The sequence below is a fragment of the Streptomyces sp. NBRC 110028 genome (assembly GCF_001417735.1).
Lineage (GTDB): Bacteria > Actinomycetota > Actinomycetes > Streptomycetales > Streptomycetaceae > Streptomyces.
On the sequence record NZ_BBUZ01000026.1, the window covers coordinates 307,618 to 329,186 of the forward strand.

At 72.5% G+C, this 21,569-nt stretch carries 20 protein-coding genes; 12 read left to right on the forward strand and 8 right to left on the reverse strand.

The genetic code is table 11. The features are described 5' to 3' along the window. Positions 1-392: 392 nt before the first annotated feature. From ASC60_RS16655 to ASC60_RS16690, 8 genes are all read left to right on the forward strand, one after another. Positions 393-995: a hypothetical protein gene (locus ASC60_RS16655; protein ID WP_055551589.1), complete on the forward strand. Its 603-nt coding sequence runs from the start codon at positions 393-395 to the stop codon at positions 993-995. A gap of 121 nt (positions 996-1,116) precedes the next feature. Then, on the forward strand, positions 1,117-2,202 hold the full coding sequence (locus ASC60_RS16660; protein WP_055551591.1) for a LacI family DNA-binding transcriptional regulator: 1,086 nt from the start codon (positions 1,117-1,119) through the stop codon (positions 2,200-2,202). A gap of 99 nt (positions 2,203-2,301) precedes the next feature. Beyond that, entirely contained in the window at positions 2,302-3,648 is a 1,347-nt protein-coding gene (locus ASC60_RS16665; RefSeq protein WP_055551592.1) for an ABC transporter substrate-binding protein, read from the forward strand. A gap of 66 nt (positions 3,649-3,714) precedes the next feature. Further along, positions 3,715-4,677, forward strand: a complete 963-nt coding sequence (locus tag ASC60_RS16670; protein WP_055551594.1) for a carbohydrate ABC transporter permease — start codon at positions 3,715-3,717, stop codon at positions 4,675-4,677. Then, positions 4,674-5,561 carry a carbohydrate ABC transporter permease gene (locus ASC60_RS16675; RefSeq protein WP_055551596.1) on the forward strand — a complete coding sequence of 296 codons (888 nt, stop codon included), beginning with the start codon at positions 4,674-4,676 and terminating at the stop codon, positions 5,559-5,561. The genes ASC60_RS16670 and ASC60_RS16675 overlap by 4 nt, the downstream gene beginning before the upstream one ends. Before the next feature lie 62 nt (positions 5,562-5,623). Continuing rightward, positions 5,624-6,604 carry a hydroxyacid dehydrogenase gene (locus ASC60_RS16680; RefSeq protein WP_055551842.1) on the forward strand — a complete coding sequence of 327 codons (981 nt, stop codon included), beginning with the start codon at positions 5,624-5,626 and terminating at the stop codon, positions 6,602-6,604. A gap of 77 nt (positions 6,605-6,681) precedes the next feature. Beyond that, a complete protein-coding gene (locus tag ASC60_RS16685; RefSeq protein WP_055551597.1) occupies positions 6,682-8,637 on the forward strand; it encodes a DUF2264 domain-containing protein in 1,956 nt (651 codons plus the stop codon). Continuing rightward, on the forward strand, positions 8,634-9,392 hold the full coding sequence (locus ASC60_RS16690; RefSeq protein WP_055551599.1) for a sugar phosphate isomerase/epimerase: 759 nt from the start codon (positions 8,634-8,636) through the stop codon (positions 9,390-9,392). Before ASC60_RS16685 ends, ASC60_RS16690 begins: the two co-directional genes overlap by 4 nt. 38 nt (positions 9,393-9,430) lie before the next feature. Here the strand turns inward: ASC60_RS16690 and ASC60_RS16695 are convergent, their stop codons facing one another. Continuing rightward, positions 9,431-9,952: a hypothetical protein gene (locus ASC60_RS16695; RefSeq protein ID WP_055551601.1), complete on the reverse strand. Its 522-nt coding sequence runs from the start codon at positions 9,950-9,952 to the stop codon at positions 9,431-9,433. A gap of 339 nt (positions 9,953-10,291) precedes the next feature. Here ASC60_RS16695 and ASC60_RS16700 point away from each other — a divergent pair, with 339 nt between their 5' ends. After that, the gene (locus tag ASC60_RS16700; protein ID WP_055551602.1) at positions 10,292-11,776 is read left to right on the forward strand and encodes an NCS1 family nucleobase:cation symporter-1; all 1,485 of its coding nucleotides are present in this window, start codon (positions 10,292-10,294) and stop codon (positions 11,774-11,776) included. 163 nt (positions 11,777-11,939) lie between these two features. Here ASC60_RS16700 and ASC60_RS16705 read toward each other — a convergent pair whose 3' ends face one another. From ASC60_RS16705 to ASC60_RS16715, 3 genes are all read right to left on the reverse strand, one after another. Continuing rightward, positions 11,940-12,776 carry a 1-acyl-sn-glycerol-3-phosphate acyltransferase gene (locus tag ASC60_RS16705; protein ID WP_234356974.1) on the reverse strand — a complete coding sequence of 279 codons (837 nt, stop codon included), beginning with the start codon at positions 12,774-12,776 and terminating at the stop codon, positions 11,940-11,942. Continuing rightward, on the reverse strand, positions 12,773-13,531 hold the full coding sequence (locus ASC60_RS16710) for a GNAT family N-acetyltransferase (protein WP_055551604.1): 759 nt from the start codon (positions 13,529-13,531) through the stop codon (positions 12,773-12,775). The genes ASC60_RS16705 and ASC60_RS16710 overlap by 4 nt, the downstream gene beginning before the upstream one ends. A gap of 140 nt (positions 13,532-13,671) precedes the next feature. Further along, entirely contained in the window at positions 13,672-14,349 is a 678-nt protein-coding gene (locus ASC60_RS16715; RefSeq protein ID WP_055551606.1) for a peptide deformylase, read from the reverse strand. A 572-nt stretch (positions 14,350-14,921) separates the two neighbouring features. Between ASC60_RS16715 and ASC60_RS16720 the strand changes: the two genes are divergently transcribed. Then, on the forward strand, positions 14,922-15,404 hold the full coding sequence (locus ASC60_RS16720) for an NUDIX domain-containing protein (RefSeq protein WP_055551607.1): 483 nt from the start codon (positions 14,922-14,924) through the stop codon (positions 15,402-15,404). Positions 15,405-15,424: 20 nt separating this feature from the next. Beyond that, positions 15,425-17,137, forward strand: a complete 1,713-nt coding sequence (locus tag ASC60_RS16725; RefSeq protein WP_055551847.1) for a GAF domain-containing protein — start codon at positions 15,425-15,427, stop codon at positions 17,135-17,137. On the opposite strand, the gene ASC60_RS16730 is transcribed toward ASC60_RS16725, so the two are convergent. Together ASC60_RS16730 and ASC60_RS16735 are read right to left on the reverse strand one after the other, a co-directional pair. After that, positions 17,076-17,930 carry a hypothetical protein gene (locus tag ASC60_RS16730; RefSeq protein WP_234356988.1) on the reverse strand — a complete coding sequence of 285 codons (855 nt, stop codon included), beginning with the start codon at positions 17,928-17,930 and terminating at the stop codon, positions 17,076-17,078. The genes ASC60_RS16725 and ASC60_RS16730 overlap by 62 nt on opposite strands. 72 nt (positions 17,931-18,002) lie before the next feature. Beyond that, a complete protein-coding gene (locus tag ASC60_RS16735) occupies positions 18,003-18,716 on the reverse strand; it encodes a response regulator transcription factor (RefSeq protein ID WP_055551611.1) in 714 nt (237 codons plus the stop codon). A 194-nt stretch (positions 18,717-18,910) separates the two neighbouring features. Here ASC60_RS16735 and ASC60_RS16740 point away from each other — a divergent pair, with 194 nt between their 5' ends. After that, complete coding sequence (locus ASC60_RS16740) at positions 18,911-19,492, forward strand: hypothetical protein (protein WP_055551613.1); 582 nt, start codon at positions 18,911-18,913, stop codon at positions 19,490-19,492. A 44-nt stretch (positions 19,493-19,536) separates the two neighbouring features. Here the strand turns inward: ASC60_RS16740 and ASC60_RS16745 are convergent, their stop codons facing one another. Both ASC60_RS16745 and ASC60_RS16750 read right to left on the reverse strand, forming a co-directional pair. Continuing rightward, entirely contained in the window at positions 19,537-20,202 is a 666-nt protein-coding gene (locus ASC60_RS16745; RefSeq protein WP_055551615.1) for a CBS domain-containing protein, read from the reverse strand. Positions 20,203-20,291: 89 nt separating this feature from the next. Next, positions 20,292-21,365: an alcohol dehydrogenase catalytic domain-containing protein gene (locus ASC60_RS16750; RefSeq protein WP_055551617.1), complete on the reverse strand. Its 1,074-nt coding sequence runs from the start codon at positions 21,363-21,365 to the stop codon at positions 20,292-20,294. Positions 21,366-21,569 lie beyond the last annotated feature (204 nt).

Genomic DNA, 21,569 nt, shown 5'->3' on the forward strand with positions numbered 1-21,569 from the left:
GCCCCGTGAGCCCGCCGAGGCGGGGACGGGCGCAGCGGTGGTCCGACTGCTCCCGGGGGGCCGGGGTCTCCCACCGGACGGTGATGTCGCGGCGGTTCCCGCCCCCGGCCGTCCCTCCCCCTCATCTCGTGCGGCCCGCCCCTTCGTTCCTGTCCTCTATATAGGGGAGAGCCGTTATAGGGGACAGGGCCGGAGCGGGCGGCCGCCCGGCGGGCCCGAGGCGGCGTAGCTCCAGGGGCCGCCGACCGGCCGTCATCGTCGGTTTCCCGACGTATGGCGCTATGCCGGAGCGCGGTTTCCGATCACCTCTGACCTTGCCGGTACGGCCCATCCGCGGCGCAGGTAGCGTGTGCCCGGTCAGCCGGTCGGCAGGGTGCAACAAGAGGTGGGACGTGGCCGCGGTACGAGGGACGTTGTCGAAGCGGATGGCCCAGGCGCGCCATGAGTTGCCCGGCCACTATGCCCATCTCTTCGACGGGCGGCCCGAGGTGGACATCTGCACCACCGAACTCCGCCCCGAGCAGGCGGTCCAGCTGGCCACCGCGTACGGCTACCGCCACCTGCGCACCCGGGGTTCGAAGTCGGTCCGCTACCGCGTCTTCGTACCGGACCAGGACGCCGGAGCGCGGCGGGAGGCGGTCCCGCCCGGTACGCCCTTCGAGGTGGCCGCCCGGCATCCGGCCTTCCACGGCCGCAGCGCCCGGGCCGCCCGGAACCACGCCGAGATGATCGAGCGGGAGCGCAGCCTCGTCAAGCTGGTCCCGGCCATGGTGCTGGTGCTGTTCGGCGCCATCGGGCTGGTGGTGGAGCTGATCCGGACCGGCAAGCCGGTGCTGCTGGTGCCGGTGGTCTTCTTCGTCCTCCTGGAGGCGGCCCTGGCGCTGATGCTGCGCGCCGGCCGCCGCAAGCAACGTGTGCTGGAGGTGCAGGCCGAGTGGCTGATGCGCCGCTACCCCCCTGACGGCTTCCCGGACGGCTTTCCGCCCGGTGTGTGACGACGCCCCCGCTGCCGCTGATCGAATGATCGCTACTATGGCGGTGTTCAGCGGATAACGAAAGCCGATCGCGTCGACGCACAGTCCGGCCGCACGCGTCCGGCGAGACGGGCGGTAGGACATGCGGGAGTCGGCGCGGAAGCGGCAGGCGCGGATCGCGGGTTTGGTGGAGTCCCGGGGCCTCGCGCGGATCACCGATCTCGCGGATGAGCTGGGGGTTTCCGTCGTCACCGTACGGCGGGACGTCGAGGAGCTGGCCCGCCGCGGTGAGGTGCGCCGCGGTCACGGGGTGGCCCGTTCGCTGCGGCCGATGGCCGAGGAGTCCGCCGCCACCGGCGACACCGTCGGCATGGTGATCCCCGAGCGCAACACCTATCTGACCCAGGCCGTGCAGGCGGCCCGGGAGGCCGCCGAGAAGGCGGGGCTGCGGCTCGCGCTGCACATCGCGGCCGACGAGGACGACGCCGAGCGCACCGCGGTGCGCTCGGCGCTGGAGGCCGGGGCGCGCGGGCTGCTGCTCTCGCCGCACTGGCGCACGGCCGCCGAGGCGGCGCGGGATCACTCCTGGCTGCGCGCGCTGGACGTGCCCGTGGTGCTGCTGGAGCGCCGCCCGGAGCGCGGCAGCTCCCTGTACGAGCTGGACTGTGTGCGCTCGGACCACGCGTACGGGGTGCATCTGGCGCTGGGGCATCTGATGTCCCTCGGCCATCGGCGCGTCGTGCTGGCCGCGCGCGACGACAGCCCGACCGCCAGGGTGATCCGGTCGGAGTTCGCCGAGCAGACAAAGGCCCGTGGCATCGCCGAGGGCTGTACGGCCATCCTCAGCTCGCGCACCGCGGGCCCCGACCCGCGCGCCGCCGATCCACGGGCGGTCGACCTGGTGGAGACGCTGCGCCGGACCCGGGCGACGGCGGCGCTGATCCACGGCGACATGGACGCGCTGGTGCTGGTCCAGCGGCTGCGGGAGGCCGGTGTCGAGGTGCCGCGGGACTGTTCGGTGGTCGCGTACAACGATGTGGTGGCCGACATGGGCCAGATCGCGCTGACGGCCGTCGCCCCGCCCAAGGCCGAGGTCGGCAGGGCCGCCCTCGGGCTGCTGCTCCGGCAGCTCGACCACGCCCGGGAGGGCCGGTGGCCGGGGGCCGCCCGCCACCTGGAGCTGTTGCCCGGTCTGGTGGTCCGGGATTCGACCGCCCCGCTCGTCTGATCGTTTGACCGGTTTGGTTCCTTCTGTTCGATCTATTGACGGTATTTCCGTCAAGCGATCAGGATTCCCCCTGACTCCACCGCGAACAGGGGAGGGTCCATGCCTGGCCACAGACGCCCAGGACGCGCGGCCACCGGACGCCGGGCGACAGCCGTCACAACGGCACTGCTCACACTGCTCGCCCTCCTGCTGACCGGCTGTTCCGGCGGCGGAGCGAACATCGCCAAGAACGGCCCCGTCCGCCTCACCTTCTGGTCCGCGCTGCGCGGCAGCCAGGAGGTCGTGGACGAGTTCAACCGCACCCACACCGACGTCAAGGTCGACTACGCCCAGGTCCCCTCGGGGGAACAGGGCGGCTGGGCCAAGCTCAGCAACGCCGCACGCGCGGGCAACGCCCCCGATGTGGCCACCATCGAGTACCCCCAGCTGCCCGGCTTCACGATCGACGGCGTGCCCCGGGACATCAGCGAGCTGCTGCCCGGCTCGGTGCGCCGCAAGATCCTTCCGCAGGCGCTGGACCTCACCACCTTCGACGGGCGCACCTACGCCGTACCGGTGGACATCGAGCCGATGGTCTTCCTGTACCGCAAGGACATCTTCACCAAGAACCGCATCCCGGTCCCCAAGACCTGGGCGGAGTTCGAGCGTTCGGCCCGCAAGCTCAAGAAGGCCGAGCCCCGTTCCCGTATCGCCAGCCTCTTCACCACCGGCGGCACGCTCTACCTGGCCGCGTACGCCTGGCAGGCCGGGGGCCAGTGGTACGACACCTCCGCCGACACCTGGCGCGTGTCCATGGACGACGCCCCCACCCGCAAGGTCGCCCGGTACTGGCAGGGCCTGAAGGACGACGACCTGGTGCGCGTGGAGCCCGGGTCCAGCCAGCAGTGGCGGGCCCATCTGCGCAGCGGTGAGACGGCCGGCTATCTGGCGGGCGCCTGGGCCGCGGGCTCGATGATGGCGTCCACCCCCGACGGCAAGGGCAAATGGGCCATCGCCCCGGTGCCGCAGTGGGACGCGGCCAAGCCGAAGGTGAGCACCCAGGGCGGGTCGACCTTCATGGTCACCAAGGACAGCGACCATCCCGAGGAGGCCATGGAGTTCATCTCCTGGATGGTCACCAGCCCCGACGCCCTGCGCGCCAAGCTCTCCAGCGGTGTCAGCAGCGCCTTCCCGTCGGTGCCCGCCCTGGTCCCGGTCGCCCGCAAGGAGATGGACACCAGCTACTTCTCCGGCCAGGACATCTTCGGCCTCTTCGATGAGCAGGCCAAGCTGATCGACCCCTCCTGGAAGTGGGGGCCGCGGATGGTGTCGACGACCACCTCCGGTGACGACGGGCTCGCCAAGGCCGGTGCCGGGAGCGGCAGCGTGCTGGAGGCCCTGCGCGATGCCCAGAGCCGGACGATGCCCGATCTCAAGAGCCTCGGCCTGTCGGTCACCACCCGCTGAACCCCGCCATCCGCGCTGTGTCTCCCCTGAGCCGGTTTCCCTCTTCACCGTGAGCCGAGGTATCCCGTGAGTACCGTCATCTCCTCGAAACCGACGGCGCGGCCACCGGCGGCCGCCGCCGATCCGCCCTCCGGAACCGGGCGGCGCCAGCAGCGGATCGCCGCCGCCGTGCTGCTGACGCCTTTCACGGCGCTGCTCATCGCCGTGTTCCTGGTCCCCGTCGGCTACGCCGTCTACCTGAGCTTCTTCTCCGAGGACCACGAAGGGCTCGGCTTCGGTGGCGGGCGTACCGTCTTCACCGGACTGCGCAGCTACCTCGCGGTGCTGCAGGACCCGAGCTTCCTCACCGGGTTCGGCACCATCGCCCTGTACTGCGTCATCTTCGTCCCCCTGGTGGTCCTCGGCGCCCTGGTCATCGCCCTGATGCTGGACTCGGGCCTGGTCCGGCTGCGGCGGACCGCGCAGCTGCTGCTGTACTTGCCGCACGCCGTGCCGGGCATCATCGCGGCCGTCATCTGGCTGTACCTCTACACCCCCGGGCTCAGCCCGATCATCAAGGTGTTCGCGCAAGGCCACATCACCATCGACTTCCTCGGCCTGCACACCGTGCTGCCGTCGATCGTCAACATCGCCCTGTGGAGCGGACTCGGCTACAACATGATCATCTTCTATGCCGCGCTCCAGGCGCTGCCGCGCGAGGTGATCGAGGCGGCGACCATCGACGGCGCGGGCGGCATCCGCACCGCGCTCCAGGTCAAGGTGCCCATCATCCGGGGCTCCCTGGTGATGGTGTGCATGTTCTCCCTGATCGGCGCGCTGCAGCTGTTCACCGAGCCCATGCTGATGAACCAGGCCACCCCGATGGTCAACTCCCGCTTCACCCCGAACATGTACATCTATGACGCGGCCTTCCGCCGCAACAACTACGGACTCGCCTCCGCGGCCTCGGTCATCCTCCTCGTCGTCACCTGCGCCCTGTCGTACGCCGTGACGCGCTGGTCGGGCCGCCGGGAACGGAGCGCGCGATGACCACGACCACCCCGACCAGCACCCTGCGCACCCCAAGAGCCGGCGGCCGGTCCCGGCTGACCAGCCGCGGCGTGGCCAACGCCGTCGTCCTGCTCGCGGCCCTGTACACCATGCTGCCCGCCCTGTGGCTGCTGCTGGCGTCCACCAAGAACGCCGACGCCCTCTTCGGCAGCGACATCCTCTCCTTCGGCGACTTCTCCTTCGCGAGCAACCTCTCCGACCTGTTCTCCATGGACGGCGGGCTCTACGGCGAGTGGTACGTCAACAGCCTGCTGTACGCGGTTGTCGGCGCCCTGACCGGATCGCTGATCAGCGTCGCCGCGGGCTACGCGTTCGACAAGTACGAGTTCCGGCACAAGGAGAAGCTGTTCGCCCTCGTGCTCACGGGCGTCATGGTGCCGCCCACCGTCCTCGCCCTGCCGCTGTACCTGGTGGCCTCCGGCACCGGGATGGTGAACACCTTCTGGGCGGTCTTCATCCCCGTCCTCTTCAACCCCTTCGGCGTCTACCTCGCCCGCCTGCTCAGCAGCGGCTACGTGCCGAACGAGGTGCTGGAGGCGTCCCGGGTCGACGGCGCGGGCGAACTGCAGACCTATGTGCGGGTCAGCCTGCGCATGCTCGGCCCCGGCTTCGTGACCGTCTTCCTGTTCCAGCTCACGGCCATCTGGAACAACTTCTTCCTTCCCATGGTGATGGTGTCCGACCAGCACCTGTATCCGCTCAGCCTCGGCCTCTACACCTGGAACAGCTCCGCCACCGTCTCGCCCGAGTACTACCCGCTGGTCGTCATCGGCTCGCTGCTCGCCGTCGTACCGCTGATCGTGGCGTTCGTGATGCTGCAGCGCTACTGGAAGTCCGGACTGACCGCAGGGAGTGTCAAGTGACCGCCTCGCAACCGCCGCAACCGCAGCCGCCGTCTCCGCCTCGCCCGCGCGCCGCCCTGGCCATGGCGGCGCGCACCGCCCGCCAGGTGCTGGGCTCCGGCGCGCTGGACCGGCTCACCGCGCTCCTCGACCTCGACCCGGCCCTCGTCCTCGACGACTTCACCACCCCCGCCGCGCGCCACGCCCTCGCCGACACCGAACTGCTGGTCACCGGCTGGGGCTGCCCGCCACTGGACCGCCGTGCGCTGGACGCGGCGCCCCGGCTCCGCGCCGTCGTCCACACCGCCGGGACGGTACGCCACCACATCACCGACGCCTGCTGGGAGCGCGGCATCACGGTCTCCTCGGCGGCCGCGGCCAACGCCGTGCCCGTCGCCGAGTACACCCTCGCGATGATCCTTCTCTCCAACAAGCGCGTGCTGGAGATGGCCCGCGACTACCGCGCCGAACGGCGCGCCGCCGACTGGAGCGCACGCTATCCGGAGGCGGGCAACTACCGCCGGACGGTCGGCATCCTCAGCGCCTCGGAAATCGGCCGCCGGGTGATCGCCCTGCTGGAGCCGTACGACCTCGACATCCAGCTGTACGACCCGTATGTGACGGCCCGGGACGCCCAGGAACTGGGCGTCGGACAGGTGGGGCTGCGGGAGCTGTTCGCCACCAGCGACATCGTCAGCGTGCACACCCCGCTGCTGCCCGCCACCCGTGGCCTGGTCGGCCGGGAGCTGCTGGCCGCCATGCCGGACGGCGCCACCCTCATCAACACCGCGCGGGGGGCGGTGCTGGACCAGGCGGCGCTGACGGACGAGGTGGTGGCCGGGCGCATCCACGCGGTCCTCGACGTCACCGTGCCGGAGGTCCTGTCGGCCGAGTCACCGCTGTACACCTGCGACAACGTACTCCTCACCCCGCACATCGCCGGGTCGAAGAGCGGTGAGCTGCGGCGCCTGGCCGACCTCGCGATCGGCGAGGTCGAGAACTATGTGGCCGGCCGGGGCTTCGCGCATCCCGTACGCCACGAACGGCTGGACCGCTCCGCGTAGAACCGCCCCTCAGGCACGGGCCCCCGCAGGCGCGGCCCCGCACCACGGCCGCGCCGGACAAGGAGACACACCCCCACATGTTCCGACTCGACCTCCCCGAAGACGACCGCTCCCTGAGCCCGCACACCGGATACACCCGCGCCCACTGGGAAGCCGCCGCAGACGGACTGCTGCGGGCCGCGCTCCGCTTCGCCACCCCCCGCCACGCGCTGCTCGACCTGCCGGGGCCGCCGTCCCGGTCCGGTGTGCGCTCCGACGGGCTCGAAGGGTTCGCCCGCACCTTCCTCCTCGCCGCGCTGCGCGGAGCCGGATCGTACGGCAAGGACCCCCACGGCTTCCTGGAGCGCTACACCGAGGGAATCGACCACGGCACCCGCACCCCCGGCCGGGACGACGCCGAGTCCTGGCCGCTCATCGGACACCACGGGGTGCAGGGACAGCCCATGGTGGAGTCCGCATCCGTCGCGCTCGGGCTGCGCCTGACCGCGCCCTGGACCTGGGACGCCCTGACCCCCGGCGCCCGGGACCGCACCGAGGAGTGGCTGCGCGGCGCGCTGCGCCACCAGCCCGCTCCCAACAACTGGTACCTCTTCCAGCTCACCGTCGCCGGTTTCCTCGAATCCGCGGGCCGGGGCGACGCCGAAACGGCCCGCGCCACCGACCGCGCGCTCGGCCTGCTCGACGGCTGGTACCAGGGGCAGGGCTGGTACTCCGACGGCGACGGACGCGCCTTCGACCACTACAACGGCTGGGCGCTGCACATGTATCCGCTGCTCCACGCCCACCTCGCCGGGGACCGGGCCCTGCTGGACCGTCTCGGCCCCCGCCTGGCGGAGTTCCTCGAAGGCTTCGCGCTGCTCTTCGACGCCAGTGGCGCCCCCATCCACCACGGCCGCTCGCTCACCTACCGGTTCGCCGCCGGAGCCGCCGTGGCGCTCGGCGCGCTCACCGGCCACACCCCGCTCGCGCCCGGCACCACCCGCCGCCTCCTCAGCGGCGCGCTCCGCCACTTCCTCGACCGCGGCGCGCTCACCGCCGACGGCATCCTCGGCCTCGGCTGGTACGGGCCGCACGCCCCGACCGTGCAGCGCTACTCCGGACCCGCCTCGCCGTACTGGGCGTCGAAGGGCTTCCTCGGCCTGCTGCTTCCGCCCGACCACCCCGTATGGACCGCCCCCGAGGAGGCCGCCCCGGCCGAGGGGCCCGACCGGGCACTCGCGCTGTCCGCCCCCGGGCTGCTCGTCCAGACCACCGCGAGCGACGGCCTGGTACGACTGCACAACCACGGCAGCTGCAAGGTGCGCCCCTGGGAGGCGGAACGGCCACCCGCCGAACCCCTCTACGGGCGGCTCGCCTACTCCACCCGCACCGGCCCCACCAGCGCCGACAACATCCCCGACAACCACCTCGCCCTCCAGGTGCGCGGGGTGCGCAGCGACCGGCTGCGCATCCAGCCGCTCGCCGCGGGACCCGACTGGCTGGCCTCCTCCCACACCCCGCTCTTCCCGCCCGGCGGACCCGTCCTGCCCGCGGCGCGCCTCGACAGTCTGACCCTGGTGCGCGGCAGGCTCGAACTGCGCGTCCACCGCACCGTGAACATCCCCGCCGGGACGGTGGTCCACCACACCGGCTGGGCCATCGCGCTGCCCCCGGGCACGGCCACCGAGACCGGGGCGACCGACGGGGCCCCGGAGGTGTCCCTCACCGGGGCGGAGGTCACCGGCCAGCTCCTCGGCCTGCACGGCTGGGACACCTCCCGTACGGTACGGGCGCCCCGGGGCACCGCGTACGGAAGCTGGGCCCTGGTGCCCGAGCTGACCGGCGCCGTCGGCGAGGACCCGGCCGGCACCCTCTTCGTGGCGCTCGCCTCGCTCACCGGCGACCCCGGGCCGGACCCGCTCACCGGGCTCGCCGCCGCCGAGGTCGGCGGGTGTACCGTCACCGTGCGCTGGCCGGACGGCGCCCGTACCGTCGTGGACTTCGGCGACGGGAGCGCGCACACCGTCCCCACCGTGAGGGAGGAGACCGCGTGAGCCGGCTGGGCATCTGCTCGGTCACCCTCCGCCACCTCGACCCGGCCCGGGTGATCTCCGCCGTCGCCGGCGCGGGCCTGGAGTGCGTCGAATGGGGCGGTGACGTCCATGTGCCGCCGGGCGAGGAGGCCGTCGCCCGGGCGGTGCGCGAGGCCACGCTGGACGCGGGGCTCGCCGTCGCCTCGTACGGCTCGTACTACCGCGCCGGGCACACCGACCCGGGGGAGTTCGACGCCGTGCTGCGCTCGGCGATGGCCCTCGGGGCGCCCCGGGTGCGGATCTGGGCGGGTGCCACGGGCACCGACGCGACGCCGCCCGAACAGCGCCGGGCGGTGGTCGAGGACACCCGGCGCGCCGCGGCGCTCGCGGCGGACGCGGGCGTGGAACTCGCCTACGAGTTCCATCGCGACACCCTCACCGACGGCGCCGCCCATACCCTCCGCCTGCTCGAGGAGGTGGACCGCGCCGAGGTGCGCACCTACTGGCAGCCGCCGGTCGACCTGCCCGACGCGGAGGCGCTGACCGGTCTGGAGACGCTCGGCGGCCGGGTCGCCGCCGTGCACGCCTTCTCCTGGTGGCCGGGCACCACCCGGCTGCCGCTGACCGCGCGCGCCCCGCTGTGGCGCCGCGCGTTCGAGCGGCTGAGCACCCAGCCGGCCGCACCCCTGGACGTGCTGCTGGAGTTCGTCCCCGGGGACGACGAGCGGCTGCTGCCGCGGGAGGCGGCGACGCTCCGGGCGCTCGCCGCCATATGAGCGGTCCGCGACGACCCGTCCGGCCGGGTGCGGGCGAATCAGCCCGCGCCCGGCGAGGACGCCGCGCCCGGCGAGGAGCCGAACGCGCCGTTCTCCTCGATGGTGCCGCCGAACTCGCCCCGCAGCGTTTCCATGTTCTTCTTCGGTGACGACGACAGCGCCCAGCGGTTGCCGACCAGATAGACCCCGCCGTACATCTGCGCGGTCTCCAGCCAGTCGGATTGCGCCTTCATGCTGATGAAGTCGAGGAAGAGGAACTTCCCCTTGGAGTTGTGGCAGATCGCCTGCCGGTAGTCGTCCACCTTGGTGGTGAACTCCGGTTTGCAGCCGACGTACTTCGCCAGTTGTTCCACCCGCGCGGGTTCGGCGGACGGGCTCGCGTCGCCGCCCGGCCGCGCCGTCTCACCCTTGCCGTCCGTCCTGCCGCCTGTGTTGGCGTCCGCGGAACCACTGCCGCCGCCGCAGCCGGCGGCCAGCAGCACGCTCGCCACCGCCAGCACCGGCGCGATGCGCCGGCCGGGGCGGCGCCGCGTTCTGACCGGGTGGGGTGAAGCTTCCATCAGGCTCCCTCTCGTTCTGGTTCGGCCGGTGCGTGCGCACACCGGTGCGTACCTCACGTCCTGGGATACGGACGAGTGGAATCGGTTGTTCAGCGCTGCCCCCGGCCGCCGCCCGGTCGATTCGACCCGTGCCGAACCCATTGACACCTGGCTCCCAGCAGGTAGGTTCTGGCCATCGAAAAACAAACTCCGCAATACGGAAGATAGCTCCCGGTGTCGCGTGCGCTACGCCGAGGTGATCCCCGCGACCCGGACCCGCAATATCCCCGTAATCGGGTCCCTCCACCCTCGGTGAACCGCCCTACGAAGAACTCCCGCTCGTCCCCCTCGGAGCGCCCGATGACCTCACCGACGCAAGGACCCGCCCAGCCCGATCCCCGCCTCTACAACGCCGACCTCGCGCCCGCGGCAGAGCGTAAATGGGGCACGTACAGCATCTTCGCCCTGTGGATGTCCGACACCCACGCGATCAGCAACTACGCCTTCGCCGCCAGTCTCTTCGTCCTCGGCCTGCCCACCTGGCAGGTCTTCCTCTCCCTGCTGGCCGGCATCACGATCGTCCACTGGTTCATGAACCGCATGGGCCACGCGGGCCACCGCACCGGAGTCCCCTTCCCTGTGCTGGCCCGGGCGAGCTGGGGCGTGTACGGCGCGAACATCCCCGCGCTGATACGGGCGGTCATGGCCGTCGCCTGGTACGGCATCCAGACCTGGCTGGCCTCCGAGGCCGTCGTGCTGCTCGGCATCCAGGTCGCGCCCGGCCTCGCCGCGTACGACCACGATTCCGTGCTCGGTCTCTCCACCCTCGGCTGGATCGCCTTCCTCCTGATGTGGGCGCTTCAAGCGGTGCTGCTCACGCGCGGTATGGAATTCATCCGCAAGGTGCAGGACTTCGCGACCGGCCCGGTCGTATGGCTGGTCATGCTGGTGCTCGCCCTGTGGCTGGTGGTCAAGGCGGGGGGCGACATCTCGCTCACCGCGAGCCTCACCGGCCTCAGCGGGGGCGAGCAGCTGCACCAGAGCCTGATCGCGGTCAGCCTGACCGTGGCCACCTTCCTCACCCTGGTGCTGAACTACGCCGACTTCGCCCGCTTCACCCCGGACCACCGCTCCTACCGGCGCGGCAACCTGCTGGGGCTGCCGGTGAACTTCACCGCCTTCGCCGTCGTCTCGGTCCTCATGACGGCGGGCACCATCTCCGTGTTCGGGGAGGCGATCTCCGACCCGGTCCATGTCATCGCGAAGATCGACAACCCTGTGGTCACGATCGTCGGCGCGATCTCCTTCGTGATCGCCACCGTGGGCATCAACGTCGTCGCCAACTTCGTGTCCCCCGCGTACGACTTCGCCAACCTCGCCCCCAAGCACCTGAACTTCAAGCGCGGAGGCATGCTCACGGCGGTCCTCGCGATCGTCGTCATGCCGTGGAAGCTCTACTCCAACCCCGTCGTCATCCAGTACTTCCTGGGCGCCCTCGGTGCCTTCCTCGGTCCGCTGGTCGCGATCCTGCTCGTCGACTACTACTTCGTGCGGCGCGGACATATCGACATCGACGCGCTCTTCTCCGCCGACGCGTCGGGGGAGTACTACTACCGCAAGGGCTTCAACCCGGAGGCGATCATCGCCTTCGTGCCCGCGGCGGCCATCGCCGCGGTCCTCGCCCTGATGAAGGGGTTCGCGGACGTCGCCCCCTTCTCCTGGGTCTTCGGCCTGGCGGTGGCCGGGACGATCTACTACCTGCGCACCGCGAAGGCCCGCAAGGGCGGTGGCGAGCCGATGGAGGACGGGCCGATCCTGTCCCACTCCCTGAAGAGCGCGGCCTGACCGATCGCACGGCATTCGGCGTGCCTGCACGGAGGGGGGCGAGCGCGTCGGACGTACGGTGTCCGGAGAACGCCGGACACCGTACGTCATCTGTCAGCTGTTATCCGTTACCCGCTATCCGTTACCTGTCGGCTGTTACGTGTCGCCTGCCGGCCGTCATCCGTCAGTCGTGAACCGACAGCCGCGCACCGCACACGGTCGCCTGCGCGCGGGCGGCCAGGGTGCGGCGATCGGCGGTCCCGCGCGCGGGCGGCAGCGGACGGTGCGTACGCACCCGCACCGTGAGCCCGGTGGCACTGGCCACCCGGCGCAGCGAGGTGCCGAAGTCGTCCTCGCCGACGAAGGCGGCCACCGTGGTCGGTGCGCCGTGCTGCACGTAGTCCAGCGACACCGGCCGCACCGGGGCGCCCGCGTCGAGTGCGGCCTGGAAGGTGGCCCGGCGGAAGCTGCCGCCCGTCCCGGCGCACCAGGTGACGCCCTGCGGGAAGACCATCACCGACTGGCCGGAACGCAGCCGCTCCGCCATCTCCCGTACGCTGCCCGGCAGTTGGCGCAGCGAGCCGCGGTCGATGAACATGGTGCCCGCCCGCTTCGCCAGCGGACCGACCACCGGCCAGGCGCCCACCTCCCGCTTGGCCAGCATGACCACCGGCTCGACGGCGAGCAGCGCGACGATGTCGAGCCAGGAGATGTGGTTCGCCACCACCAGGGTGCCGGTGCCGCCCGGTGCGCTGAGCGTGCGGTCGCCCGCCACCTCCAGCCGGATGTCCAGTGCGTCCAGCATCGCCGCGGCGTGCGAGCGCAGCGTCTCCGGGTCGGCGATGCGCTCGCCCCGCATCAGTGCGCTCATGATCGCCCGGCTGAACGCCGCGTACCGGCGGGCGATCCGGGTGGCGGGCAGCCGGGCCGCGGCGTGTGACACACAGCTGGGGGAGCAGGGCGACCAGGCCGCCCACGCGTGCGCCGGAAGGTTCGCGTTGACGCTCACCGGCTCGGTCACCGGGCCTCGCCGAGGAAGTAGCGGCGGTAGCGGTCGTTCATCCGCTCCGTGTCCAGCAGGACGAAGAAGTCGGCGTCGTCGAAGCTCCGGTCGTGCTGGGGGGAGCCGCACATCCAGGCGCCGACCCGCAGATAGCCGCGGAGCAGCGGCGGCAGTTCGGCGTAGCTGGGCCGGGCGTCCGGTGTCTGCGTCGGGACCCACGGGTCGAGCGGGTGGACCCGCAGCTCGGGCGGGGCCGCGTGCTTGGTGGTGCCCAGCAGCCAGGCGTTCGCCGCGGCCTGCTCGCCGCCGCCGAGCGGGACCGAGGCGCAGCCCGCGAGGTAGCGGTGGCCGGACAGCAGGATGTAGCGGGCGAGACCGGCCCACATCAGGTTGATCACGGCGCCGGAGCGGTGGTCGGGGTGCACACAGGCCCGGCCCGCCTCGACCATCGAGGAGCGCACGTCCTCGGGGAGCCCCCGTAGATCGAATTCGGTGTCCGAATACAGTCGCTCGCTGCGGCCCGGGGGCAGCAGCCGGTAGGTGCCGACCACGGTGTCCGTCGCGGTGTCCGTGACGATCAGGTGGTCCATGACCTCGTCGAATTCGTCCACGTCACGGCCTGGGCAGAGCGAGTTCAGCACCCCTCCGCGTTCTTCGCCGAACACCTGGTAGCGCAGTCGCTGCGCGGCGTGGATCTGCTCCTCGGTATGGGCGATGGAGGTGACGTACGAGCTCGTGGAGGCCGCAGCCGGGGACGTCGTGAGCACGGACATTCCTGTTCTCCGTTCAGGGGACCGTCAGGAGCGGTGAGGACACCACTGTTGCTCCGGCTCCGAACGGCACAGTGTCCGCGTGGTGATTCGACGACTGCCAGCCGATGACGAAAACATGCCACAGGCCGGACGGTGAGGTGTTAGGGGGCGTCGTGGCGGTCCTGGCCGCCCTGAGGTCCGTGTTCTCCCGGGAGCGGGAAGCCGAGCGCCCGGGCCGCGGCGGCCGGGGTGGGCTGTGACCAGTGGTCGGCGACGGCCTGCGCGGACGAGAGGGATCGGGTTTCGGCCAGATCCAGATAGAGCACGCCATCCAGATGATCCGTCTCATGCTGGACGATGCGGGCGGGCCAGCCCGTGAACTCCTCGTCCAGCTCGCGCCCCGTCTCGTCCTGCCCGCGCAGCCGGATCCGCTCGGGCCGGTGGACCACGGCCTGCCAGCCGGGAACGCTCAGGCACCCCTCGAAGAACGCGGCCCGGGCGTCGCCGAGCGGTTCGTACGACGGATTCACCAGCACCCGGTACGGCTGCGGCACCCGGCCGCGCGCCTCGCGCACCTCGGCCGCCACCTCGGCCGGGTCCTCGATCACCGCGAGCCGCAGCGGAACGCCGATCTGCGGGGCGGCCAGCCCCACGCCGGGCGCGTTGTGCATCGTCTCGCGCATCGCCCGCAGCAGCCGCTCCAGCCGGCCGCCGGACAGCTGGCCTTCGTAGGGGAGGGCCGGTTGCCGTAGCACGGCGGCTCCGGCGGAGACGATGGGGAGCGGACGGCAGCGATCGAGCAGTTCATCGACCAGCTCGGGCAGGGGCGCGGTGGGCATGGGGACAGCCTGGCAAGGAGGCCGGGCGGGGGCAATCCGTCGGCGGTCGGTGGTCCGGTGGAATGGGGCGCCCCGGCCCGATGCTCACGATCGGACAAACGGTGAACCCGGTACGGACGCGCTCCGTACCCGTCCATGAGCCGCCGGGGAATCCCACGTCCGCGCGGCTCATCCGGGTCCTCCCGAGACCCGGTTGACCGCCGCTCCGCGGTGTCTGTCCCCGTTTGTGCACGGCGGAGCGGCGGCCCCCGGCCGGCTCCCGGCCGGAGGCGGACCACCGGCGGCCGCGGAGGCCCTGACGCCCCGCGGCCGCCGGTGTGTCGCCCCCGTGCTCAGCCGCCCGCACCGCCGCCCTCCGCGCGCCCGGCTCCCGCGCTCCCCGCGTCTCCGGCCCTCGCCTCTCCCGCGTCTCCCGCGGCCCCGGCCCGGACGGCCCGGGCCTCGGGCAGCTGCGCCGCCAGATGGCCGGCCCGCCCGGGATCCGCTCGGCATGATCAAGCACTCCCCGGGGATCGGGCGCCCGCCCACCCGCTTGGCGCGGCAACCCGCGCGTTCCGGCGCACACTGGCACTGTGACGGGAAAGCGCAGCGCCGGGATCCTGCTCCACCGGGGGACGGGTCCGGCCACCGAGGTTCTGCTCGGCCATATGGGCGGGCCGTTCTGGGCCGCCAAGGACGAGCGCGCGTGGTCCGTGCCCAAGGGCGAGTACGCGGGCGACGAGCTTCCCGAGGCCGCCGCGCGGCGCGAGTTCCAGGAAGAGCTGGGGCTGCCGCCGCCCGCGGGTGAGCTCCGCCCCCTGGGCACCGTACGGCAGACCGGCGGCAAGCTGGTCACGGTCTGGGCCCTGGCGGGCGACCTCGACCCGGAGCGGATCACGCCCGGCACGTTCGCCATGGAATGGCCGCGCGGGTCGGGCCGCACGCGGGAGTTCCCTGAGATCGACCGGGTCGCCTGGCTGGACCTCGACCGGGCCCGCACGAGAATCGTCGCCAAGCAGCAGATCTTCCTCGACCGGCTCGGCGAACTGCTGGCCGGGGCGGCCGGGACGGCCTGACGGGAAACACGGTGGTGGGCATGGAGAACGCGAGGAGTTCCGAATACCTGCCCCGGCTGCGCCTGGACGAGCTGCTGGAAGAGCTGCAGCTGCGCATCGACGCCCTGCGCGGCACCCAGGACCGGCTGCACAACCTGCTGGAAGCGGTCCTCTCGGTTGGCCGCGAGCTGGATCTGCGCCAGGTGCTGCGGCGGATCGTCGAGGCCGCGGTGGTGCTGGTGGACGCCGAGTACGGGGCCCTGGGCGTGATCGGCGACGGGCAGCGGCTGGCCGAGTTCCTGCCGGTGGGCGTCAGCCAGGAGCAGAGCGAGGTGATCGGTGCGCTGCCGGCCGGGCACGGCATCCTCGGTGAGCTGATCCGCCACCCCGAGCCGCTGCGGCTGGCCGAACTGTCCGAGCACCCCGCCTCGTACGGCTTCCCGCCCGGCCATCCGCCGATGCGCTCCTTCCTGGGCGTGCCCATCCGGGTGCGGGACGAGGTGTTCGGGAACCTCTATCTCACCCAGAAGCGCGGCGGGAAGGAGTTCGACGGCGAGGACGAGACGGTGCTGTCCACCCTCGCCGTGGCCGCCGGGGTCGCCATCGAGAACGCCCGGCTGTACGAGGAGGCCCGGCACCGCCAGCACTGGCTGGAGGCGAACGCCGAGGTCACCAACCACCTGCTGTCCGGCGTGGACGAGACCGGAGTGCTGGAGCTGATCGTCGACCACGCCCGCCGGATCCTCTCCGCCGACCTGGGTGTGCTGATGCTGCCCGTCCCCGGCTCCGACTCCCTCCAGGTCGCGCTGGCGTCGGGCACCGACGCCGAGGCGCACCGGGGTCTGGTGCTGTCCCGCGAGGGCACCTTCGCGGGCGCCGCTTTCACCGCGTCCGAGCCGGTCACCAGCACCGATGTCGCGCACGACCCCCGGATCACGACCGGCCCGCAGCGCTGGGACGGCCTCGGCCCGGCCGTCGCGGTCCCGATGCGCACCAGCGACGGGGTCGGCGGCGTCCTCTCCCTCGCCCGTACGGAACGCAGCCCCGCCTTCACCCAGATCGAGACGGACACCCTGCTCGGCTTCGCGGGCCAGGCGGCCATCGCCATGAAGCTGGCCGAGCGGCGGCGCGACGCCGAGCAGCTCGCCCTGCTGGAGGACCGCGACCGGATCGCCCGCGACCTGCACGACCTGGCGATTCAGCGGCTGTTCGCGGCCGGCATGACGCTCCAGAGCACCCTGCGCTTCGTCCAGCACCCGGAGGGCTCCGAACGGCTGCTGCGGGTGGTGGACGACCTCGACGACACCATCAAGATCATCCGTTCCACGATCTTCGGACTGCGCTCCCACGAGTCGGGCCCCGCGGTGCAGGGGCTGCGGGTCCGTACCGCCAAGACCATCGAGGAGGCCGTGCCCGCGCTCGGCTTCACCCCCGCGCTGCGCACCGAGGGGCTGGTCGACACCGATGTGCCGCGGCCGGTCGCGGACGACATGATCGCGGTGCTCGCCGAGGCGCTGTCCAACGTGGCCCGGCACGCCCGGGCGCACGCCGCCGAGGTTTCGCTGATCGTGCGCGGCGGACGGCTGACGCTGACTGTCACGGACGACGGCATCGGCCTGCCGGACGGCGGCCGCCGCAGCGGGCTGCGCAACCTCGCGGAGCGCGCCGAGAAGCTGGGCGGCGCACTGGACCTCACCAGGCCGCCGGACGGTGGCACCCGGCTGGTGTGGGCCGTCCCCCTCCCGGATCGCTGACGCCCGGCCCCAGCCGGATCAGCATCTGGACATGGCCCGGCGCGCGCCGCCCGTCGCTCAGCGCCCAGCGCAGATCGGGCCACTCCAGCGCCTGGTGCAGCAGTGTCGCCCGGACGCCGTGCGCCGTCGCCAGCAGCAGGACGTGTTCCAGCGCCTGACCGGCCCGCAGCCAGTCGGCGCGCCGGTCGTGGGTGGTGGTGAGCACGGCGATCGTCGCCCGGCTCTCCGAGACCGCGGCCGGCGGGCGGCCGTCCACCGGGGCGTCGCGCCGCTCGGCCTCCGCGGTCAGCCGCAGCAGCCGCGCGGTCTCCTCCGGGCCCGCCGGATACAGCGCCGCCCCGTCCCCGCGCGCCGCCTCGGCGAACACGCCCAGCTCCCGGGGCGGCAGCCCGTGCCCCGGGAACGGGTACCGTCTGCCGGGCCGCCGCCAGATCATGTCGTACAGACCGTCGCGGCTCGCGGCGGCGGCGCCTCGCGGTGACACGGTCAGCCGTACGGTGGCCAGCAGGTCCGGCTGGGAGCGGTGCGGCAGCAGCCGCACCACCGGCTCCCAGCCGAAGTGGGCCACGGCCACGCGCAGATTGCACACCGCGGCCCCGGCGGAGACGCACAGCGCCCGGCCCATGGGGTCGGCCTGCCGCGGCCCGCGCTCCGGGGCGGCCCGGACCTCCAGGGTGACGGTGTCCGGGTTCAGCCGGTACCGCCACGGCTGGGCGTGGAGCATCGACGGAGCGGCGACGGCGGCGGAGATCAGCTTCTCCAGCGTCGCCGCGTCCAGCGCTGCGGGCTCCATGGTCTTCTCCTCGCCGGGCAGGCCGGTCACATGATCACGGTCGGTGGCATCGGTGGCATCGGGGGCCACCGGTCAGCGGGGCGGCGCAGGACGGGCGTCGGGGGCCCGCTCCGGGGACGGGTGGCTGGCCAGGACGGCGGCCTGGACGCGACGTTCGACGCCCAGCTTGGCCAGCAGCCGTGAGATGTGGTTCTTGACCGTCTTCTCGGACAGGAAGAGCCGCTTGCCGATCTGCCGGTTGGTCAGCCCCTCGCCGATCAGCGCCAGGATCTCCCGCTCCCGCGGCGACAGCCCGGCCAGCGCCTCGTCCCGGGGCTCCTGCGGGGTGGTGTCGCCGCGCAGGGTGCTCATCAGCCGGGCGGTGGTGGCCGGGTCCAGCATCGACTGCCCGGACGCGACGGTCCGTACGGCGGACACCAGATCGGAGCCCTTGATCTGCTTGAGCACATAGCCCGCGGCCCCGGCCATGATCGCGTCCAGCAGCGCGTCGTCGTCGTCGAACGACGTCAGCATCAGACAGGCCAGCCCGGGCATGCGGGAGCGCAGTTCACGGCAGACCGTGATGCCGTCCCCGTCCGGCAGCCGGACGTCCAGGATCGCCACGTCGGGCCGCAGCGCCGGGCCACGGGCCAGCGCGTGGTCCACCGTTCCCGCGTCGCCGACCACCTCGATGTCCGGTTCGGCGTCCAGCAGATCGTGCAGCCCGCGCCGTACCACCTCGTGGTCGTCGAGCAGGAACACCCTGATGGGCGCCGGTGGTATCACCCCGGCCCAGGTCTCGGTCATGGCGCCCTCGCACCGCTCGTCCGCTCGTCCGCTGGTCGTCCCCCGGCCTCCGATAGACGAGCGTGGCGCATCCGCCGGGCGCCGCACCAGGGCCGAACGGGCCCCCGCGCGGCCGCGACGGGACCGAAAGACCCCCGGCGGAGAGGGCTGCACGGCCCTCGTATCCTCTCCGCGCGCGTGGGACGGTCTGAATCATGGGCACGAACGTGCGGGGGCGGTGGTTGTGGCGATGGCGGGGCAATCCCCTCAAACGCCGCTCGGACGTGGTGGAAGCCTGGGTGGTCCTGGTGACCGGCCTGGTGATGGTGGTCGGCGGCCCGGTGGCGGGCGTCGCGACCGGCGACGCGGTGGCGGCCGGTCTGCGGCAGGAGCGCGCGGAGCGGCACCAGGTGCCCGCGCGGCTGGTCGAGAACGCGCCCGCCGCGCTGCCCGCCGCCGACGGTACGGACACCGCGCGGGTGCGTGCCCTGGTGCGGTGGACGGCGCCCGACGGCACCGTGCACACCGGTACGGCGCGGGTGGACGAGGGCAGGCGCGCCGGTACCGCCACCACCATCTGGACCGACGACCGCGGCCGTCTCGTCCCCGATCCGCCCTCCGAGCGGCAGGCGGCGACCCGGGCCACGCTGGCCGGCGCGTCGGCGTCGGCGGGGGTGTGCCTGGTGTCGCTGGCGGGTCGCGGGGTGGTGCGGTGGCGGCTGGACCGCGGCCGGCAGCGTGAGTGGGAGCGTGACTGGGCCGAGGTCGGCCCCCGCTGGACACGCCGTCACACATGACGCCACGCCTCTCGGGGCCGCCTGGCGCTCGGGCCGTGTGCCGGTCAGGCCGGTGGCCCCGTCAGATGCGCGGTGGTCAGCTGGTTGTCGAAGTCCACGACGCCCTCGACCGCCCGGATCAGCCGGGCCGCGGCCGGGATCAGCACGGCGTCCCGGACATGTCCGGAGAGGGTGACCACGCCCTCGCTCACCCGCACCTCGACCGCCTGCCCGGGCGCCGGGAAGAGGTGGGCCACCACCTCGCGGCGCACCTCCTCCTCGATCTCCTCATCCGGCCGCAGGAACACCTTCAGCAGGTCGGCGCGGCTGACGATGCCCTCCAGGCGGCCCTCGTCGTCGACCACCGGAAGCCGCTTGACCCGCTTGTGGGTCATGATCCGGGCCGCCTCGGCGAGCGTCGCGTTCGCGTGCACCGTGATGGCCGGGGTCGTCATCAGCTCATCCGCGCTCACCGCCCCCGCCTTGGCGATACCGGGCAGATCGCGCAGCTGGGCCAGCCGCGCCGGATCGCTGTCCCGGAACTCCTCCTTGGGCAGCAGATCCGCCTCGGACACCACCCCGATGACCCGGCCCTCACCCGCCAGCACCGGCAGGGCGCTCACCTTCCACTGCTCCAGCGTCCTGACGATCTCCTTGAACGGCGCCTCGAGGCCGACGGCGACGACGGTGTGGGTCATCACATCGCTCACGATGCGCGCGGTCCGGGACACGGGATCCTCCTGTCAGCTCGTCAGCTCGTCAGCTCGTCAGCTCGTCAGCTCGTCAGCTCGTCGGCGCGCGGCACCCCGCACCCGTCCGTTCACGTGCCCCGGTCCCGGGTGACCAGCGGCGGATGGTGCCCGCCGATCGCGACCTTGAGCGCGCCGGTGTCGGCGGACCGGGCGAACACGTCGTACGCCTCCTCCATCTGGTCGAACTCGAACAGATGGGTGATGAGCGAGGACGTGGGGAGCCTGCCCGCGGCCAGCATGGACAGCAGCGTGGGCGTGGAGTACGTGTCGACCAGCCCGGTGGTGATCGTGATGTTCTTCTTCCACAGCTCCTCCAGGTGCAGCGTCGCGGGCCGGGCGTGCACGCCGACGTTGGCGATCCGTCCGCCCGGGCGCACCATGCGGGTGCAGATCTCGAAGCTCCGCGGCGTCCCCACGGCCTCGATCACCACATCGGCGCCCAGCCCCCCGGTGAGGTCGGCGATCAGCCGCTCGGGCTCCTCGGTGGCGTCGGCCACCGCGTCGGCGCCGACCTGCTTGGCCGCGTCGAGCCGGGAGGTGGCGAGGTCGACGGCGATGATCCGGCCGGGGGAGAAGAACTCGGCGGTCGCGATCGCGGCGAGCCCGATCGGGCCCACACCGACCACCGCCACCGTGTCGCCCGGCGCGACCCGCCCGTTGAGCACCCCCACCTCGTAGGCGGTGGGGAAGACATCCGCCAGCAGCACCGCGTACTGCGCCTCGGCCGCGGCGGGCAGCGGATGCGTGGACAGATCGGCGAACGGCACCCGGACGTACTCGGCCTGGGTGCCGTGGATCGAACGCCCCAGGATCCAGCCTCCGCCGCCACGGCACTGCCCGTACGCCCGCTCCCGGCAGAACCGGCAGTGGCCGCAGGCGGAGATGCACGACACCAGCACCCGGTCCCCGGGGCGTACGCCGCGCACCTCGTCGGCGGTCTCGACCACCTCGCCGACGGCCTCGTGGCCGAGAACCGTACCGGGCCGCACATCGGGCACCTCGCCCTTGAGGATGTGCAGATCGGTGCCGCAGATGGTGACCGTGTCGACGCGGACGATGGCGTCGGTGGCGTCCTCGATGCCGGGGTCGGGCGCGTCCTGCCAGGAGAACAGCCCGGGCCCCTGGAAGACGAGTGCTTTCATGACCGCTTCCTCTCGTGCGGGGCATGGCGGGTTGTGCGATGCGTACGATGCGCGCGCCGCGTCACGGGGCACGCGGCGCCGGGGGCCGCCCGCTTCTCGTGGGCCCGGATTGCGCGGTGCGCGGTACCCGGCACGTGACGCTTGACCGGTCCGCTTCTCCGCGTCGCATCAAATGCCCCCGGTGCCGCTTCCAGACGACCACGC

Bases quoted from the DNA above. Each gene is read 5' to 3' on its own strand.
- ASC60_RS16660 (WP_055551591.1), top strand. From the start codon at position 1,117: ATGCGGGAGTCGGCGCGGAAGCGGCAGGCGCGGATCGCGGGTTTGGTG.
- ASC60_RS16665 (WP_055551592.1), top strand. From the start codon at position 2,302: ATGCCTGGCCACAGACGCCCAGGACGCGCGGCCACCGGACGCCGGGCG.
- ASC60_RS16675 (WP_055551596.1), top strand. From the start codon at position 4,674: ATGACCACGACCACCCCGACCAGCACCCTGCGCACCCCAAGAGCCGGC.
- ASC60_RS16680 (WP_055551842.1), top strand. From the start codon at position 5,624: ATGGCGGCGCGCACCGCCCGCCAGGTGCTGGGCTCCGGCGCGCTGGAC.
- ASC60_RS16685 (WP_055551597.1), top strand. From the start codon at position 6,682: ATGTTCCGACTCGACCTCCCCGAAGACGACCGCTCCCTGAGCCCGCAC.
- ASC60_RS16695 (WP_055551601.1), bottom strand. From the start codon at position 9,952: ATGGAAGCTTCACCCCACCCGGTCAGAACGCGGCGCCGCCCCGGCCGG.
- ASC60_RS16700 (WP_055551602.1), top strand. From the start codon at position 10,292: ATGACCTCACCGACGCAAGGACCCGCCCAGCCCGATCCCCGCCTCTAC.
- ASC60_RS16710 (WP_055551604.1), bottom strand. From the start codon at position 13,531: ATGTCCGTGCTCACGACGTCCCCGGCTGCGGCCTCCACGAGCTCGTAC.
- ASC60_RS16715 (WP_055551606.1), bottom strand. From the start codon at position 14,349: ATGCCCACCGCGCCCCTGCCCGAGCTGGTCGATGAACTGCTCGATCGC.
- ASC60_RS16725 (WP_055551847.1), top strand. From the start codon at position 15,425: ATGGAGAACGCGAGGAGTTCCGAATACCTGCCCCGGCTGCGCCTGGAC.
- ASC60_RS16730 (WP_234356988.1), bottom strand. From the start codon at position 17,930: ATGGAGCCCGCAGCGCTGGACGCGGCGACGCTGGAGAAGCTGATCTCC.
- ASC60_RS16735 (WP_055551611.1), bottom strand. From the start codon at position 18,716: ATGACCGAGACCTGGGCCGGGGTGATACCACCGGCGCCCATCAGGGTG.
- ASC60_RS16740 (WP_055551613.1), top strand. From the start codon at position 18,911: ATGGGCACGAACGTGCGGGGGCGGTGGTTGTGGCGATGGCGGGGCAAT.
- ASC60_RS16750 (WP_055551617.1), bottom strand. From the start codon at position 21,365: ATGAAAGCACTCGTCTTCCAGGGGCCCGGGCTGTTCTCCTGGCAGGAC.